Source organism: Actimicrobium sp. CCI2.3 (assembly GCF_035019065.1).
Lineage (GTDB): Bacteria > Pseudomonadota > Gammaproteobacteria > Burkholderiales > Burkholderiaceae_D > Actimicrobium.
Genome location: NZ_JASJWR010000033.1, coordinates 42919 through 59772, shown reverse-complemented (window position 1 = coordinate 59772; position 16854 = coordinate 42919). Strand labels below are relative to the sequence as shown.

Sequence of the window (16854 nt, the reverse complement as noted above, 5' to 3'; positions counted from 1 at the left end):
CTGTCGCCCTCCGTCTTTGAACGGAAAATGGCAGAAATACTTCCATTGGGGTGTCCGAAATAACTTGACCACTACAGACCTTTCCGGGGAGTTGCCTGATGGGCGATTCGTCCTTCAAGAACGCCAAGCCATTACGTCGCCATCACCCCGGCACAGCGCATACCAGCACTCTCAACCTTCCGATGGTGCAGCGACTACAACAGCAACTTGAAAGCGCGCTGGGACCCGAGCCGATCCTGCACGCCATGCTTGAACAGTGGGAAGTCAACAACCCGGAAAAATTCGATGGGTTGATCACGGCCGATCAACGAAGGCGTCGGCTATCGCAAGTATTGCTGGAAGATTCCGTCAATGCGATCAGCAGCACCGCACAGCGCACCATCCTCTTCAACGCACCGCAACAAGAACCACTTGCCAGCATCTATCGAAACAGCGACAGCCCGCAAAGACAGGAGCTAACGCGACTAGCGCAGGCTGCCACCAGGCCCACGCTCGACCTGTTGCAGACGGTGGTCAACGAAGAATCCCTGCACGCCCCTGACCGCTGCGCCGCACGGCAATACGCCTGTACCAGCAGTGTCGCCATCTCTCCTTCCGAGAATCTCAAGTTCACGGCCTACCTATCGGCAAGGGCAATACCAGGCTTGTGCGACGAACGACTTCCATCCGGCAATATTCGGTACACGGCCAATGACGGTAGCCATTTCTCCACCATTACGACGCCAAGGCGGATCATTCAGGCCGCCGAAGAAGGGGTCATCGCCAGCGAGGCGTTGAACTTCCCCGATGGCTACCGCTCACGTCCTGGCACCACCTGACCCGTCAAAAATACTCAAACTCCACGCAATCCTTGCCCATCTTGTCGGACAGCGCCTGCTTCAAGCCATCGGCCGGCAAGACTTTCCATTCATCGGCCAGACGCAACTCGCACGCCGCGCCTTCCTGCGCGTAGCGCAACAGGAATGGCAATCCGGTTTCCGAACGATACGGCGTCAGCAGGGTCTTGATCTGCGCCGCATCAAGCTTGCCCGAGTGCGTCAGCGTGATCTGCTTGCCGTACTGAATGCGCGCGGCGGCGATGTCCATGACCTTCTCGGCGGTGATGCGCAAGCCGCCCGAGAAGCGGTCTTCCGATACCTTGCCGGAGACGCACAGAAACTCGTCTTCCTTGAACAGCCGCTTGTTGGCGTCGTAGATTTCACTGTAGACCGTGACGTCGACGGTGGCGCTGGCGTCGTCGAGCGTGACGATCACCATCTTGCCGCGCTGGGTCATTTGCACCCGCAGCGACACGATGATGCCGGCCATCATGCGTGCATCGCGTGACGGTTCCAGACTCGATAATTTGGTGCGGGCGAAGCGCCGGACTTCTTCGGCATACGAGGTGAACAGGTGGCCCGACAGGTAAAATCCGAGGGCGATTTTTTCTTCGGTCAGGCGCTGCTTGTCGGACCAGGGTGCCACCTTGACGTATTCCGGTTGCGTATCCAGATCGCTGTCGTCGCCACCAAACAGGCTGACCTGATTGATCGAGGCTTCATGCTGCTCGGCCGCTTCCAGCGCCAGCGCGACCGAGGCCAGCAAGACGGCGCGATCGACCTCGAAACAATCGAAGGCACCGGCCCGGATCAGCGAATCGACGGTGCGCCGGTTGACCTGGCGCTTGTCGACCCGCTTGGCAAAATCGAACAGGTCGGTGAACGGTCCACTGGCACGGGCCGCGACAATCGCTTCGATCGCGCCCTGCCCCGAACCCTTGACTGCACCGAGTCCGTAGCGGATTTGCTTGGCGCGTTTGCCCGGTTCGCCGACCGGCGTGAAACGGTAATCGGATTGATTGATGTCCGGCGGCAGCAAGGTCATCGCGCAGACATCAATGACGTCCTCGACGAGAATGCGGATTTTTTCGGTATCGTCCATCGCCAGCGACAAGTTGGCCGCCATGAATGCCGCCGGATGATGGGCTTTCAGATACGCGGTGTGATAAGCCAGCAGCGCGTAGGCGGCGGCATGGGATTTGTTGAATCCGTAGCCGGCGAACTTTTCCATCAAGTCAAAAATCTCGTCAGCCTTGGCTTCCGACAAACCATCCTTGGCCGCACCATCACGGAAAATCTGCCGGTGCTCGGCCATTTCCTCGGCCTTCTTTTTACCCATCGCGCGACGCAGCAAGTCGGCGCCGCCCAGCGAGTACCCGCCGACCACCTGCGCCATCTGCATCACCTGCTCCTGATACACCATGATGCCGTAGGTTTCGGACAGGATGCCTTCGGTGCGCGGGTCGGGATAATCGAACCGTTCGCCATGCTTGCGTCGGCAAAAGTCCGGGATCAAGTCCATCGGTCCCGGCCGGTACAGCGCCACCAGCGCGATGATGTCCTCGAAGCGGTCGGGCCGCGCGTCTTTCAGCATGCCTTGCATGCCGCGGCTTTCGAGCTGGAATACCGCGACGGTTTTGGCCTTGGTCAGCAAGTCATACGAGGCCTTGTCGTCGAGCGGCAATTTCTCGAGACTGAAATCGGCCATCGCCGGATCGAGTCGCTTGATATAGCGCACCGCCCAATCAAGAATCGTCAGCGTGGTCAATCCCAAAAAGTCGAACTTCACCAGACCGACGGCTTCGACATCGTCCTTGTCGTATTGCGAGACCACGCCGGCGTCACCGCCCTGCGTGTACAGCGGACAGAAGTCGGTCAGCTTGCCCGGTGCGATGACGACGCCACCGGCATGCATGCCGATGTTGCGCGCAATGCCTTCGACCTTTTGCGCCAACTCCAGCAACTGACGGACTTCGTCTTCGTTTTCCTGGCGTTCGGCCAGCAGCGGTTCTTCCAGAATCGCATCGGCAATCGTCACCTGCTTGCCCGGCTTGAACGGGATCAGCTTCGAGATGCCATCGCAAAAGTTGTAGCCCATGTCGAGCACGCGGCCGACATCACGAATCGCACCCTTGGCCGCCATTGTCCCGAACGTGGCGATCTGCGACACGGCTTCCTTGCCATAGCGATCCTTGACGTACTGGATCACGCGGTCGCGGCCTTCCTGACAAAAGTCGATGTCGAAGTCGGGCATCGAGACCCGTTCCGGATTGAGGAAGCGCTCGAACAGCAAGTTGTATGCGAGCGGATCGAGGTCGGTAATGCTCAGTGAATACGCCACCAGCGAACCGGCTCCTGAACCCCGGCCCGGTCCGACCGGTACGCCATTGTTCTTGGCCCACTGGATGAAGTCCGCCACGATCAGGAAGTAACCGGGAAAGCCCATCTTGATGATGGTGTTGGTTTCAAAGTCGAGCCGATCGGCGTAACGCTGGCGCTGCGCTTCGCGCTTGGACTCGTCCGGATACAGCTGCAGCAAGCGGCGCTCCAGCCCGCTGCGCGCCTCGGCCACGAGGAAGTCGCCGACGGTCATGCCTTCAGGTGTCGGGAAATCCGGCAGTCGCGGCTTGCCGAGTTGCAGCGTCAGGTTGCAGCGCTTGGCGATTTCATTGGAGTTGTGCAGCGCGGCGGGCAAATCGGCGAACAGCTCGGCCATCTCGGCTTGCGTGATGAAGCACTGGCGATCATTGAAACGCTTGACGCGGCGCGCATTGGCCAGCATCTCGCCTTCCGAAATACAGGTGCGCGCTTCATGCGCAATGAATTCTTCCTTGGTCAGAAACTGGATCGGATGGGTCGCCACCACAGGCAATTGCAGACGTGCTGCAAGCGCCACTAGCTGACGCACTTGCGCCTCCTGATTGGGCTGACCGGCACGCTGGATTTCGATATAAAAATGGCCGGGAAAAATACTGGCCCAGCGTTGCGCATTGCGTTCGGCGGCGGCCAGATTACCGTTCTCGATGGCGATGCCGACATCACCAAAGTGCGCGCCAGCCAGCGCAATCAGGCCATTGGCCGGACTGAGTTTTTCCAGCCATTCGGTGCGGATTTCAGCGCGACCGCGATGCAGGTTGGACAGCCACGCTTGCGAAATCAGTTCGCATAATTGCAGGTAGCCAGCGGCATTTTTTGCCAGCAGCAACAGGCGTGACGGCTTGTCGCGCTCGTCGTCATTGGTGATCCAGACATCGCAACCGATGATCGGTTTGACACCCTTCTTGCGGGCAGCTTTATAGAATTTGACCATGCCGAACAAATTGGCCAGATCGGTAATGGCCAGCGACGGCTGACCATCGGCGGCGGCGGCATCGACCACGTCATCGATGCGGATCAGGCCATCGACGATCGAGTATTCGGAATGGAGGCGGAGGTGGGTACATTGCGGTGAAGTCATGGGACGTATTCTACCGCCGTCACCGGCAGGAATGGGTCGACGGTGCGCAGCGATGGAACTATCGGGCGGCTTGCTCCACAGAGTGACGTCGCACCCGACCGCCAACCCTTGGGCACCGCCTCCCCCTGACAAAGAACCTATCTCATGCAGCGCTATACCCATCATCTCAACCGCATCCGCCACGACATCGCTGCGCACCCTGATCCGGATGCACAGACCATTCACCGCCAGATGCTTGACGACTACATCGCCGCAGCCAGTGCCGAACCGGAAGTAGAGATTCCGTCCGCGCTACATCGTGCTGGCGCGCAGGAAATCAAGCAGGTCAGTGACACCACCCTCCAGCGTCTGGTCCAAGGTAAAACCATCGCACGGACGGTACGCTACCTGCTCCCGCAAGGGGCCGGAAACCAGCGCTTGCAGCTCATGCATTCAAACGGATTCAACCGGCCAGTCACTGATGCCGCACAAACTCTGGCCAAACTCCATCCCGGCATATCGTGGAGTGCCAGCAGTGCGCTGATCGCCGGTGGCGGCAATTGCCGGGAACACGCCGACGTTACTTTTGCGATTGCCCGATCACTAGGATTGCCGGTGGCCGTGTTGGCCAATCACACCGCAGACCACGTCTTCGCCGTCCTTTACCCCGATGCTTCTGACGCCGTGGTCATTGATCCGTGGACGATTTTTCCGTCCAGCTGCCTGCTCAGTGATTCGCAATTCAAGCCCGATAAAATCGTCGAGAGCACCCATCCCGATGCACCGACACCGCGAGATTTCAACCTGCATCATCTGTCCATCATGCGGCAACGGCTGAATCAAGAATGTGGTGTGAATACGTTGCAGCAAATTTTCATCGAAAAATACCGGCAACATCACGGCCTCCGATCCGACCTGCTGGATCAAATGCTGATCGAACACGGATTGCTGCACTACTACCAACTGCCCGCGCACTTGTCCACGGAGTCGCGGCAACGCGAGATGGCTGCGGTGGAACGCGACCTGACAGAAAAAATCCTTTACCACTCGGCCAACCATGTCGGCATAAACGCCACGTTGACCGAGCTGCCTCCCGTCATCCATATGAGCAACACCGGGACGATCAGCCAACGAAACTGGGCAAAAAACAAGGCCCTGGCGCTGGCCCGCGCTGCCACCCGGGCTGCCACCCTCAGCGAAGCGTCCCAACTCGCGCTGGAAGGGGCGAATAAAGCGCCGGATCGATGCCATCTGGCATCCGTCACAAAAACAACAACGCATACCGAAATGAAAGGCCTTGGTATTGCCACGGTCGACTACACGGCGACGGTGACATCGCGAGCCAAACCGATGTTGTGGGATACCAGCACGCACGGTCCCAACCTCTTGTACCAGTCGCCAGGACAAGGCAGTTTTTCGACCATCCGTGCGCCGCAGTCGCTTATCAATGCCATGCAAATCGCCCTGACCCGCGCACAGCAGCGCGACTTTCCAGCCAGTCAACGACGCTCGCTCCCGCCCCGATCCCAACGCACCGGTGCACGGGACAGCGTCGAGGGATATCTGCAGCACGCCTGCATGCATGTCATCGCGCAGGCACTGACACATTTCGCCGAGCTGCACTCCCGGCAGCCCTCCCCGCCAGATCGCGTCGAGCAGGAACAACGACTGCTCAAAGTCATTGATGACCGCTTCGATGACGCAACCGTCCGCATCAAGGTCAAGGTCCTGATGAACACGGTCAACATGCTTGTCGACACGGACCCGGCCAACCTCGCTCTGGCAGTCCGCTACTGGGTTGCCTGGCAACAGAGATCGTTGCCGGAATATCCGGCAGACAAGGCGCGCCAGCTATTGCTCGAGACCTGGGCATCGCATCTTGGCAACCCGCAGCTGGAGCCGGCCTTACGGCGCGGCGTGCTGCAAGTGATGGAGGCAGAGTCGGTCTTCGAGACGGCCGCCACGCACCTGACGAACCCTGCGTTACAGCGCGACATGATTCTGGCGGTAATGCACGACGCCATGTCCCACATCAGTGATCGCAGCAAGCGCGAAGCAGCGCAGGCGCGTCTGGATAGTCTGATTCTGACCGAAGCCCCGATCGCGCTGGTCTCGCTGGAAACCACGATGTCGCAATGGGACCTGACGATTACACAACCCAACCTGGTGGTGCCGCGCACGTTGCCGTGATTACTGGCGCGCGTCACTTCTGGCAAGAGGTGGGGCGCAATATGCGAAGGGCATTGCACCGAAATGACTATGTAACAGGGGTGGCAAGCACAAACAGGCAGAATTTTTCTTGCCATGACAGGGGTGCGCGCGGTGTATTTTGCGCATTGGTGCGGCAGTACAGCGTGTCGGACAACACCTGTTTTCCGACGTGGCGCCGCCTCTTGCGACGATGCATTCATCTCGCTATGATGACTTCATCGAGTGCAATTTATAAGGTGATGCGATGGCGATGCTGACAGTACGAAATCTGCCCGACGACGTGCATCGCGCGCTGCGGGCACGCGCAGCGCAACATGGGCACAGCACCGAGGCCGAAGTCCGTGAGATCTTGGCGCTCGCAGTCAAACCAGAGGCGCGCGTTTGCCTGGGTGACGCCCTTGCAGCAATGAGTCGCAAGATCGGCCTGACGAACGAGGATTTTGAGGTCTTCGAGCAAGTGAGAAACAAAGCACCGGCCGAGCCGCTGAAGTTTGAATGATCGTTCTCGATACCAACGTCGTTTCCGAGGCGATGAAACCCGAGCCGCACCCGGTCGTGCGAGCCTGGCTCAATAATCAAGCCGCCGAAACGCTGTATTTGTCCAGCGTGACGCTGGCCGAACTGCTATTCGGCATCGGAGCCCTGCCAGCTGGCAAGCGCAAAAACATGTTGGGACAGACACTTGACAGCTTAATGGGACTATTCAGGGATCGGATTTTGCCATTTGACACCGATGCAGCGCGGCGCTATGCAGAACTGGCCGTCACAGCCAAGCTCGCCGGACGAGGATTTCCAACTCCAGACGGCTACATTGCTGCGATCGCAGCCTCGAGGGGATTCATCGTGGCGTCACGTGATACGGCCCCTTTTGAGGCAGCAGGCGTGACCGTAATTAATCCGTGGAAAGCGTAGAGAAGTCCAGCAAGCATGGTGGGTGCAATAACCGAAGGGCATTGCACCGCGTGCACCACGTACGGCAGCCGATTCTGTTGTTGATCCGCTCCCGGTTTGGGCGTCGCAAAGTGCAGAGCTTTTTAATGATCGCAAACAAGGCACTCGGTGCAATGCCCTTTGGTTATTGCACCCTACGAGTTGATTCCGGCGGACGATCGAACGAGTGTATGGCCGCCACCCCCCAACACCAGCATTTATAATGACGACCTTACCATCCCGTCGCCTTCCCGCCATGCCTTCTTCCATCATCAACATCGCTGCCTACAAATTCATCAGCATCGCCGACACCATTGCCGACAAGCCGCGCTTCCTCGATCAATGCAATGCGCTGGCACTCAAAGGCACCATCCTGCTCACGCCCGAGGGCATCAACCTGTTTTTGGCCGGTACGCGCGCAGCGATTGACACCTTCGTACTCTGGCTGCGCGCCGATGTGCGGTTTGCCGATATCGAGATCAAGGAAAGCGCGTCAGCGGAACAACCGTTCCACAAAATGCTGGTCAAGCTCAAGGCCGAGATCATCACGATGAAAATGCCGCTGATCCAGCCAGAAAAAGGCCGCGCCCCATCCGTCGTGCCCGCCACCTTGAAACGCTGGCTCGATCAGGGCCATGACGACAGCGGCAAACCAGTGGTGATGCTCGACACCCGCAATGCCTTTGAAGTCGATGTCGGCACCTTCGACCAGACTATCGACTACCGCATCGACAAGTTCAGCGAATTTCCCGAGGTCGTTGCCAGCCACCGCGACGCCCTGGCCGGCAAAACCATCGTGACCTTTTGCACCGGCGGCATCCGCTGCGAAAAAGCCGCGATCCACATGCAGGAAGTTGGCTTTGACAGCGTCTACCAGCTCGATGGCGGTATTCTGAAATATTTCGAGGAAGTCGGCGGCGCGCATTACCACGGCGATTGCTTTGTGTTCGACCAGCGTACGGCGCTCAATGCGCAACTGGCACCGTCTCTGCCGGTGCAATGCCCGGCGTGTACCGCGCAGGTGTCACCGCGCGAACAATTATCGGCAGATTTCGTGGCGGGAGAGCGTTGCCCGCATTGCTGACAGCAAGGTAAGGACAGGCTAGTTCAACGGTGCTTCGACCACCTTGTTGCGACCGCTGCCCTTGGCACGATACAACGCGCGATCAGCCGCGTTGACCAACTCATCCGGCCCCTGCATCGTCGCCTCCAGCGTCGCCACGCCAATGCTGACGGTGACTTCAGCCACACCCAGCGACTCGATGGCAAGCCGGTACCGTTCGGCCAGCACCAGTGCACCATTGCGCCCGGTATTGGGCAGGACAACGACAAATTCTTCGCCGCCAAAACGCGCCAGCGTATCCTGCCCGCGCAGATTCTGACGCAGTGTCTGCGCCACCCGGTACAACATCCGGTCGCCGGCCTGATGGCCGTGCAGATCATTGAAATGCTTGAAAAAATCCACATCCAGCATCAGGAACGACAACGCCAGGTCATAGCGTCGCGCCCGCGCAAACTCCTGGCGGATGCGCTGCTCGAACGAGCGGCGGTTTTGCAGACCGGTCAGGGCGTCAGTAGAGCTGATGATTTCGAGACGTTGCAAGGACGCTTCGAGCAGAAGAACGGCACGCCGGGACGTGATGTGTTGGCTAACCTGGCGGGCTAGCGCGGCGAAGTTAGCTTGTTGCGAGGCAGACAGTTGTCTCTCAACGTGATCGAAAATTACCAAGTGACCGGTTGGCTGGCCGTCGGCATCGAGCAGCAACTCCGTGGCAATAAGGAACAGAGCCGGTGGCATTTCGGGCGGCACATCATCTTGCTGCAAGAGCAACTGTGCAGTTGCGGCACCCGTCACTGCTAGCGCGAGCGCGATCACGTCGGTCAAGCCCTGCTGAGACAACAATGCCAGCGCGTCACTGTGTCGCAAGCCAGGCTTGCCAGCGTCATCCGCCTCAGGCGAGGAATGCGTGAAGCGGGCGTTGGGTATCGAGAGTGTGGACGGCATCATGATCGCAAGCAGTAATTTCCGAGAAGGAAGATTGTAGCCGGGACAGGATGGAGAAGTGTCAATTGTTTAAAGAATATGAAATCGGTTTGCCTGTTAAATGGTAGGGTGCAATAACCGCAGGGCATTGCACAGAATGATCTGACTGCGGCACGTGGTCATGGATGCACGTGATCATCGCCAAGCAGCGCACGGCCCCGCATCTTGTTCCCACCCTGCCAGCGGCTCGCTCTATTTCACCGCACGAATCTTCCGCTCAACCTTATTCTGCGCACTCCACACGAAATCAACAATGCCGCACTGCGGCGCATATTCACGCACGATCTGCAGCAGCAGCGCGCGCACGGCTTCGTGATCACATTGCATGCAGGCGGTGTCGAGCCTGGTCAGTGCCACCTGCAACTCAGCCCATGGCAACTCGGCCTCTTGTGCCCGCATGATCAATGGATGGCCGGTCCCGATCACGTTATCGTTGATCAGTAATTCCTCATACAGCTTTTCACCAGGGCGCAACCCGACAAACTCAATCTGAATCGTCCCGCCGGGTGCGTCTTCGCTACGTACTTCGAGCCCGCTCAGATGCACCATACGCTTGGCCAGGTCCACGATTTTCACAGGATCACCCATGTCGAGCACGAATACATCCCCACCCTCGCCGATGGCACCGGCCTGCAGCACCAGTTGCGCAGCTTCGGTAATGGTCATGAAATAGCGGGTGATATCAGGATGCGTAATGGTCACGGGTCCGCCATGCAGAATTTGCCGACGGAATAGCGGCACCACCGACCCGGACGAACCCAGCACGTTACCAAAGCGCACCATGCAAAATCGCGTCTTGTCTTGCGTGCGAGAAAATGCCTGCAGGATCAGCTCAGCCAGTCGCTTGGTCGCGCCCATGACATTGGTCGGACGCACTGCCTTATCAGTAGAAATCAACACAAAATGCGACACGCCCGCAGCCATCGCCGTGCGCGCGAGGTGCAAGGTACCGAACACATTGTTGCGGATGCCCTCGATCGGATTGTGCTCGACCAGCGGCACATGTTTATAGGCAGCAGCGTGATACACGGTCTGCACACCGTAAGTGCGCATTATCTGCAGGGACTTGGCAGCGTCAAGCACCGACCCCAGAAAGGGAATCACCTCAACACCACTCCCCAGTGATTTCTTGATCGCGTTCAATTCCTGCTCAATGGTGTACAACGCGAACTCGGAAAGCTCGAACAAAATCAGCCGTGAAGGCTGCTGCCTGAGAATCTGGCGACACAACTCGGACCCGATCGTGCCCCCCGCGCCGGTGACCATGACGGACTTATCGGTGATGCATTTCGCCATGAGTTCCTGCATGGGCTCGACGGCGTCACGACCGAGCAAATCCTCGATTTCGATTTCGCGCACATCCTGCACCTGGGCGAGGCCGCTAATCAGGCTTTTGAACGGAGGCGTCACCAGCGTCTTTATTTTCAGCGGTTCCAGTTTGTCAAGGATACGGCGCTGATTGCCCTTTGACAGGGAGGGCATCGCCAACAATATCTTCGTGATTTCCTTATCAGCGACCAATCCTGGCAACGATTCTGGCGCATAGACGCGAATCCCGGCGACCGTCGAACCTTGCAGTTCTTTTTTGTCGTCGATGAATGCGACGGGACGATATTCGTTTGAATTCGCCAACGCAATTGCCAACTGGTTGCCAGCCGATCCAGCGCCATAAATTGCGACTCGCAAGCCGCCAGCAACACCACTGACCAGCACAAAATAGCTTCGCGCCAAAAAACGTACAGCGGCAACGTACATGATCGTAGCAATCCAGTAGATGCCAAACACGCCGCGTGAGATGCCGTTCATACCGGTTGTGAACACCACCAGCATGATCAAAATAATCACCGAGAGCGTCACGCCAACGGCCACGGCATACATGATGCGATGGTCGATGAAGCGGATCACGGCACGGTAGAGACCTAGCTTGATGAAAATCGGGACAGAAACAAGGGGGGCGAGCACGATCAGCCAAAGATAAGGCTGCACCACTGCCATCGAAAAACTATCGTAGCGCAGCCAGATCGCCAGACAAAAGGTCAGCGGCAAACACAATAAATCGACCAGAACGAACAGGATTTTTTTTTTCAGACGAGAGAAATCAGACAGCTTCATCATGGAGAGCAACCCGGAAAATTGACAGCAAGCATTGACCTGCAAAAAGTATTTGGTTCGACTAAATAACGATCACACCCGTTTCGAGATTCAGGCTAGCAGTTTCATCAATGCGTAACACCATCTTTGCAAATTACTTTCAAAAAAGTCCGAAAAATAATCATCAGGTCAAACTGGAATGATTGATGAGTCAGATAAAACTTGTCGAGCATCACTTTTTCAGGAATGGGTAATTCATCCCGTCCGTTAATCTGTGCCCAGCCCGTTAGCCCCGGCACTATCTTGTCGACGCCCTGCTCGGTCCGTAACGCGATGAGGTCAAGTTGATTGAACAAGGCCGGACGGGGGCCGACAAAACTCATGTCGCCGACAAGGATACTCCACAGCTGGGGTAATTCATCGAGACTGGACTTGCGCAAGAAGGAACCAATGGGCGTCAGAAATTGATCGGGATCAGTCAGCAGGTGAGTCGCGACTGCGGGCGTGCCCACCCGCATGGTGCGGAATTTTGGCATGCGGAAGATTTTGTTGTGGCGGCCGACGCGATCGGACCAGTAAAAAATGGGACCAGTTGATGTTGCTTTTATAAAACCCGCCAGGAAAAGGGCAGGAAATAGAAAAACAAATAATGCAAATATAGACAAACCGAAGTCAGATACTCTTTTCATGAATAAATAAATCATCAAATAACGGCATTAAAAAGTACTGACGAGGATATCGCAAAAACAGATAGCATCAATCTCGATAAGTCGCATTTCTGTACTAAGCGGAATGTTTGAAGCACTTTTTCCAAAACTAAACCAAGCTTACCGTCCACTCAAAGAAGTCGAGCACATCGGTTTATTTCTCATCACACCAGATATTTCATAACTGTCACGGTCACCAGGATAAATTGTCTCCGACATCGCTCATCCCTTTGTCTGAAATTAAAAAATTTCGTGGTGAAAATCCAAAGTCCCGTATGGCATCACTATTATCAAAAACCATATCCTGATTCATTCTCTCTGCCATTCCGACTGACCAGTTTTGATAGCGTGGAATCCGATTGAGAAGATACAGCGCAGCACTAAACATCCAAAGCGGAATGGTGATTAAACGCGGCGTCCTGTCCATCCTTAAAAAAATGCGCCTCACCATCGCGCGATATGTCAAAGTTTCTCCGCCCGAAATATCGTAGGGGCGATTGGTGACACCCTTTGTGCCCAATGCCAACAAACAAGCTTTCGCTAAATCAGCGACATGTAATGGCTGACGCAGTCCTTGCGCTTGTCCAAATACAGGAAAAAATGCAAACCGGCGAATAAAGCGAGCAATTTCAGCAATATTTTTGTCCCGGTTCAAGCCGTAAATCAATGTTGGACGCAAGATGATCCACTCCACCTGATTGCATTGTGCCCATTGCTGCACGCTTTCCTCCGCCTGTGCCAGTCGGTGTGCGACTGCCTGGTCATGACGATCCGTCGACGTATTTTTCGTGAAACGGCTCGTTGAGGACACTACGACGATCCGCCGCACCCCGTATGAAACAAGTAAATCAAAATAATCAGGGAGGACCCAGATCGGCGCTGCACAAATCCAGAGTGGTATCTCACTATCACCCTCACGGTAACGTTGCAACGATGATGCAGACTGAAGTTGCTGCCACTCAATTCCCTCTTCGGCCGGTCTCGCTGCTTGCCTGGTATAGGCCCTAACCGGGATGGCGCTTTGTTTCAGCAGCGGCAACAGGCACGCACCCACGAGACTGGTCGCACCGAACAGACCAACAGCATCATTAATTTGCCAATCAGCCATGGTCCGCTTTCAAAGAACGGCACATTCGTTTAAATAAATGACTCGCGGCAACCAGTGCGAATCGCAACCAGACGCCGACGGCTACCAGTCCCATGAGCAAGAACGGGTACTGATGCCGAAAAAATTTACGATAGAAACGCATCATGCCTTTGTGCTTGTGCCATTCGACAAAGAGGGGACGACTACTGCTACATACGCCAAGCGCATGACTCATTTTTGCTGTTGGAACAAAAAGAATCTTCCAGCCCTTCTGGCGAAAGCGCATGCACCAATCGAGATCCTCACAATGCAAAAAATAGGCGTCATCCCACAGGCCGACCTGCTGTACTGCTTCGCGGCTGACCAGCATGCAAGCACCGGAAATAGCCTCCACTTCCACCGGGCGAGCCGGTAGCGGCTGCTTGTGCAAATGAAAGTCAAAAAACAGCTTTGGCCAGCGATCGGCGAAACGGTTCAAGCCGAAAGCGCGAACGAAGGAACGCCATGGCGTCGGAATGGCGCGTCGACCGCCTGGTTGTTCGCTGCCGTCAGAATTGATCAGCAAGCCACCTACCATCCCGGCCTGGCCATCTGCGCGCAATGCATCCAGCAGTATCGACAACGTTCCTGGTACGAAATAACAATCAGGGTTCAGAAACAAGAGGTAAGGAGCCACTGCCGTCCGTGCACCAATGTTGCAGGCTGCCGCGAAGCCGAGGTTGCGCTCGTTGCGTATGATCTGCACGTGCGGCAGTCCCTCCAGCGCAGCCAGACTATCATCGGCCGAGGCATTGTCGACGACGATGATGTCGATCTCCAGCGGACAAGCGAGTAGCGAATCGATACACGCGCGCAGATAGGCACCGGCGTTGTAATTGACGATGATGGTCGAAATGGTGGCTGTCATGATTTTTTATGGCCGTGGCCTTTGGTGGGCCAGCGCTTATCCAGCAGGTGCCAGATTTGTGCGAGCGAAGCGACCCGATTGCGTTGAATGTGCCGGCGCTTGCGCCACATTCCGCGCACGCCCAGTAAAGCGTGGTACTTGGCACGCAAGATCAACGCACCCCGACCACGCAGACTGAACAACAGGATGCTCGCGACATTGAGCAGCAGATGCAGCGGTAACAATAACCAAAACAAGGCACCCGGCATGTTTTTGATGAACGTCCAGACCAAATTTCGATGCCCATGATAAACCGCAAAATCGCTATCCTGCCCGCCGGTAGTAGCTGAGCCGAGGTGCAATACGACCGATTGCGGGACGTACAGGCATCGGTGTCCTGCGAGCCGAAGACGAAATCCGAGATCAACGTCTTCGACATAACAGAAATAGTCCTCGTCAAAACCGCCTAGCGCATCAATAGCATCACGTCGATACAGGCAAGCAGCTGCACACGCTGAAAAAATTTCGCATTCCTGATCGTCAACGCCAGAAACTGCGACACCATGTCCGTTGCGCCAGACCCGTCCGCTCGGATGATAGGCATCACCGATGCCATCAAGCAGCAAAGGATTACGACCGTTAACTAATTTGCTGCCAAATGCACTGAATTCGGGGCGACGCTCGGTGGCGAGCAGCAACGACTCCAGCCAGACGGGGTCGGCGAAGGCGTCGGGGTTGAGCAGGGCAATCCATTCAGATGCCACATCGGCAGAAAGGATGGCAAGGTTGTTGCCACGCGCAAAACCAGTATTCTGAGCAGAACGGATCAGACGTACCGACGCAAAGCGCTCAATGATTTCATTGGACTCATCTGAACTCGCGTTGTCGAGCACGATGATTTCGTGGGGTGCGACGGTCTGATTGAGCAATGCGTGCACACAGCGTTCGAGGAACGCGGCACCATTCCAGTTGACGATGATCACGGCGACTTTGGGCCAGTTAGTTCGTACCTGACCGCTCAAGCAATTACCCACACGGTATCTGCGCACACGCCCCGTACTCGCAGGCTTCCCCTAGGCCCCGAGCTAATCGTTCGTAATGAAAAGAAATATGCATCGCCCATAATCCGAATAATTACGAAAAACAAATAACTATAAAATAAAATCATATACTTTTTTTAGAGGCTGCATTTACATATCACCAGAATTAATCATCAGACATTTTTCCGGATCGCCCTGACAACCCATGTAATATCGCAAGGGGAATCATCCGAAAGTTGGCTCGATGAGGTTTTGAAAACAACATATAAACAATAGCTCTCAGGCACAGACGCCATCCGTCCGCAACCTTCCAATTAAATGGAATCCACGATTCACGATATAAAAGCAACGCATTTCTTACATAATAATAATGACGTAACGGGCTGTGTGTACCAATCGACTTTCCAAATACCGTTTGGGGAGCGTCCCCAAGACTATGTCGCATCGCGGCCGAACAGACACCGTAACTGTTTAATCCACAATGATTTGCACGCAAACCCCATTCCACATCAACATAATCAATAAAAAGATCTTCGCGCATTTCGCCGACAATATCGAGTGTTGCAATGGAAATCAGACAGCCTGATGAAATAAGGAAATCGACCTGCACGGCATCCGTTCCTGCGCCACAGAGCAATCGGTCTCTGGACAATCCCCTGGTTCGAACGAAGGGTGAAACTTGAGTGGGCCTGTCGAGTAAATATCGCGCCCCCACTGCGGCAACATTAGGAAGTGACACTAATTTTGACAGCAATTCCTTGACCATATTGTGCTCGGGAACGCTATCTTGATCCATCAGTAGCACGTAGCGAGCGTTAGTTCTTTTAGCTGCTTGAATCCCTTTGTTATGGCCAACAGCAATCCCCAGATTTTGGCCCAACTTCAGAATTTCAACGTACTGCAGATCTTGAGCACCACATTGCCAAGTCTGAATATCAATATCTGAACCATTATCCACAATAAGAACATGCCCAACCTGCGGACGAAGACGTTCAACCAGTTCACCTAGGGTTTTTAGGTCCGGATTGTATGTAATGATAATTGCGAATATATTTTTAGTGTTCAATGACAATATTTTTGGCAATATTTACAAGTCGTTTTAAAAAAATTTGATCGTGACTGAAATTCTAAGACCTTGCTGAGATTAAAAAATATCGATTCTATTTATGGTGCTCTACGCCGATTCAAACTTACATTATCCAGCATAATATAATGCAAAATTCTCGCAATAATGTATCAACGTTCTTATCATTGATCAAATAATGACTACGACTTCCTAGAATTAAGAAAACTGTAATAACGTGATTCCAAATTTGCTTGGACTACACCTCCCAATTTACCTTGAGTACTAGTGTAGATTTACCAGAATTAAAGATTTTTTAGCATCTAGCAAAATATTATTTCTTATTTTATAAATGTAAGTGGGGAAGTACCAATGCAAGTTTTTCAGAATTCATGGCATTAAATAATAATGTGCGAGAGTCACAAGGAGATTGATCTCTAGTTTTAGAGTGATTCGAAATAACTCTGCTCGCAAATGCGGCCTTTTTCAGAAGGAGGATAACTGGGGTCGACAAATATCATGGGGTGACTACCAATCGCAG

Annotated in this window: 13 protein-coding genes; 5 read left to right on the top strand and 8 right to left on the bottom strand. The window is 54.9% G+C overall.

Going from position 1 to position 16854, the window contains the following annotated elements:
• The first annotated feature begins 98 nt into the window (after positions 1 to 98).
• Positions 99 to 818, top strand: a complete 720-nt coding sequence (locus QN370_RS17045) for a hypothetical protein (RefSeq protein ID WP_322128731.1) — start codon at positions 99 to 101, stop codon at positions 816 to 818.
• 4 nt (positions 819 to 822) lie between these two features.
• Here QN370_RS17045 and dnaE read toward each other — a convergent pair whose 3' ends face one another.
• Entirely contained in the window at positions 823 to 4275 is a 3453-nt protein-coding gene (gene dnaE, locus QN370_RS17040; protein WP_322128732.1) for a DNA polymerase III subunit alpha, read from the bottom strand.
• Between the two features lie 144 nt (positions 4276 to 4419).
• Between dnaE and QN370_RS17035 the strand changes: the two genes are divergently transcribed.
• The 4 genes from QN370_RS17035 (at position 4420) to QN370_RS17020 (ending at position 8479) form a co-directional block, all read left to right on the top strand.
• On the top strand, positions 4420 to 6444 hold the full coding sequence (locus QN370_RS17035) for a hypothetical protein (protein ID WP_322128733.1): 2025 nt from the start codon (positions 4420 to 4422) through the stop codon (positions 6442 to 6444).
• 265 nt (positions 6445 to 6709) lie between these two features.
• On the top strand, positions 6710 to 6964 hold the full coding sequence (locus QN370_RS17030; RefSeq protein ID WP_322128734.1) for a FitA-like ribbon-helix-helix domain-containing protein: 255 nt from the start codon (positions 6710 to 6712) through the stop codon (positions 6962 to 6964).
• Positions 6961 to 7377 (top strand): type II toxin-antitoxin system VapC family toxin, encoded by a 417-nt coding sequence (locus tag QN370_RS17025; RefSeq protein ID WP_322128735.1) that lies wholly within the window; start codon positions 6961 to 6963, stop codon positions 7375 to 7377. The genes QN370_RS17030 and QN370_RS17025 overlap by 4 nt, the downstream gene beginning before the upstream one ends.
• A 274-nt stretch (positions 7378 to 7651) precedes the next feature.
• A complete protein-coding gene (locus QN370_RS17020) occupies positions 7652 to 8479 on the top strand; it encodes a sulfurtransferase (protein ID WP_322129195.1) in 828 nt (275 codons plus the stop codon).
• Between the two features lie 18 nt (positions 8480 to 8497).
• Here QN370_RS17020 and QN370_RS17015 read toward each other — a convergent pair whose 3' ends face one another.
• From QN370_RS17015 to QN370_RS16985, 7 genes are all read right to left on the bottom strand, one after another.
• The gene (locus QN370_RS17015; RefSeq protein ID WP_322128736.1) at positions 8498 to 9403 is read right to left on the bottom strand and encodes a GGDEF domain-containing protein; all 906 of its coding nucleotides are present in this window, start codon (positions 9401 to 9403) and stop codon (positions 8498 to 8500) included.
• Between the two features lie 228 nt (positions 9404 to 9631).
• Positions 9632 to 11554, bottom strand: coding sequence for a nucleoside-diphosphate sugar epimerase/dehydratase (locus QN370_RS17010; protein WP_323581755.1), 1923 nt, complete (start codon positions 11552 to 11554; stop codon positions 9632 to 9634).
• A 104-nt stretch (positions 11555 to 11658) separates the two neighbouring features.
• The gene (locus QN370_RS17005) at positions 11659 to 12219 is read right to left on the bottom strand and encodes a sugar transferase (RefSeq protein WP_322129196.1); all 561 of its coding nucleotides are present in this window, start codon (positions 12217 to 12219) and stop codon (positions 11659 to 11661) included.
• 211 nt (positions 12220 to 12430) lie between these two features.
• Positions 12431 to 13345: an NAD-dependent epimerase/dehydratase family protein gene (locus tag QN370_RS17000; RefSeq protein WP_322128738.1), complete on the bottom strand. Its 915-nt coding sequence runs from the start codon at positions 13343 to 13345 to the stop codon at positions 12431 to 12433.
• Complete coding sequence (locus tag QN370_RS16995; RefSeq protein WP_323581754.1) at positions 13338 to 14231, bottom strand: glycosyltransferase family 2 protein; 894 nt, start codon at positions 14229 to 14231, stop codon at positions 13338 to 13340. The genes QN370_RS17000 and QN370_RS16995 overlap by 8 nt, the downstream gene beginning before the upstream one ends.
• A complete protein-coding gene (locus QN370_RS16990) occupies positions 14228 to 15232 on the bottom strand; it encodes a glycosyltransferase family 2 protein (RefSeq protein ID WP_322128740.1) in 1005 nt (334 codons plus the stop codon). The genes QN370_RS16995 and QN370_RS16990 overlap by 4 nt, the downstream gene beginning before the upstream one ends.
• A 184-nt stretch (positions 15233 to 15416) precedes the next feature.
• Positions 15417 to 16316: a glycosyltransferase family 2 protein gene (locus QN370_RS16985; RefSeq protein WP_322128741.1), complete on the bottom strand. Its 900-nt coding sequence runs from the start codon at positions 16314 to 16316 to the stop codon at positions 15417 to 15419.
• Between the last annotated feature and the right edge of the window lie 538 nt (positions 16317 to 16854).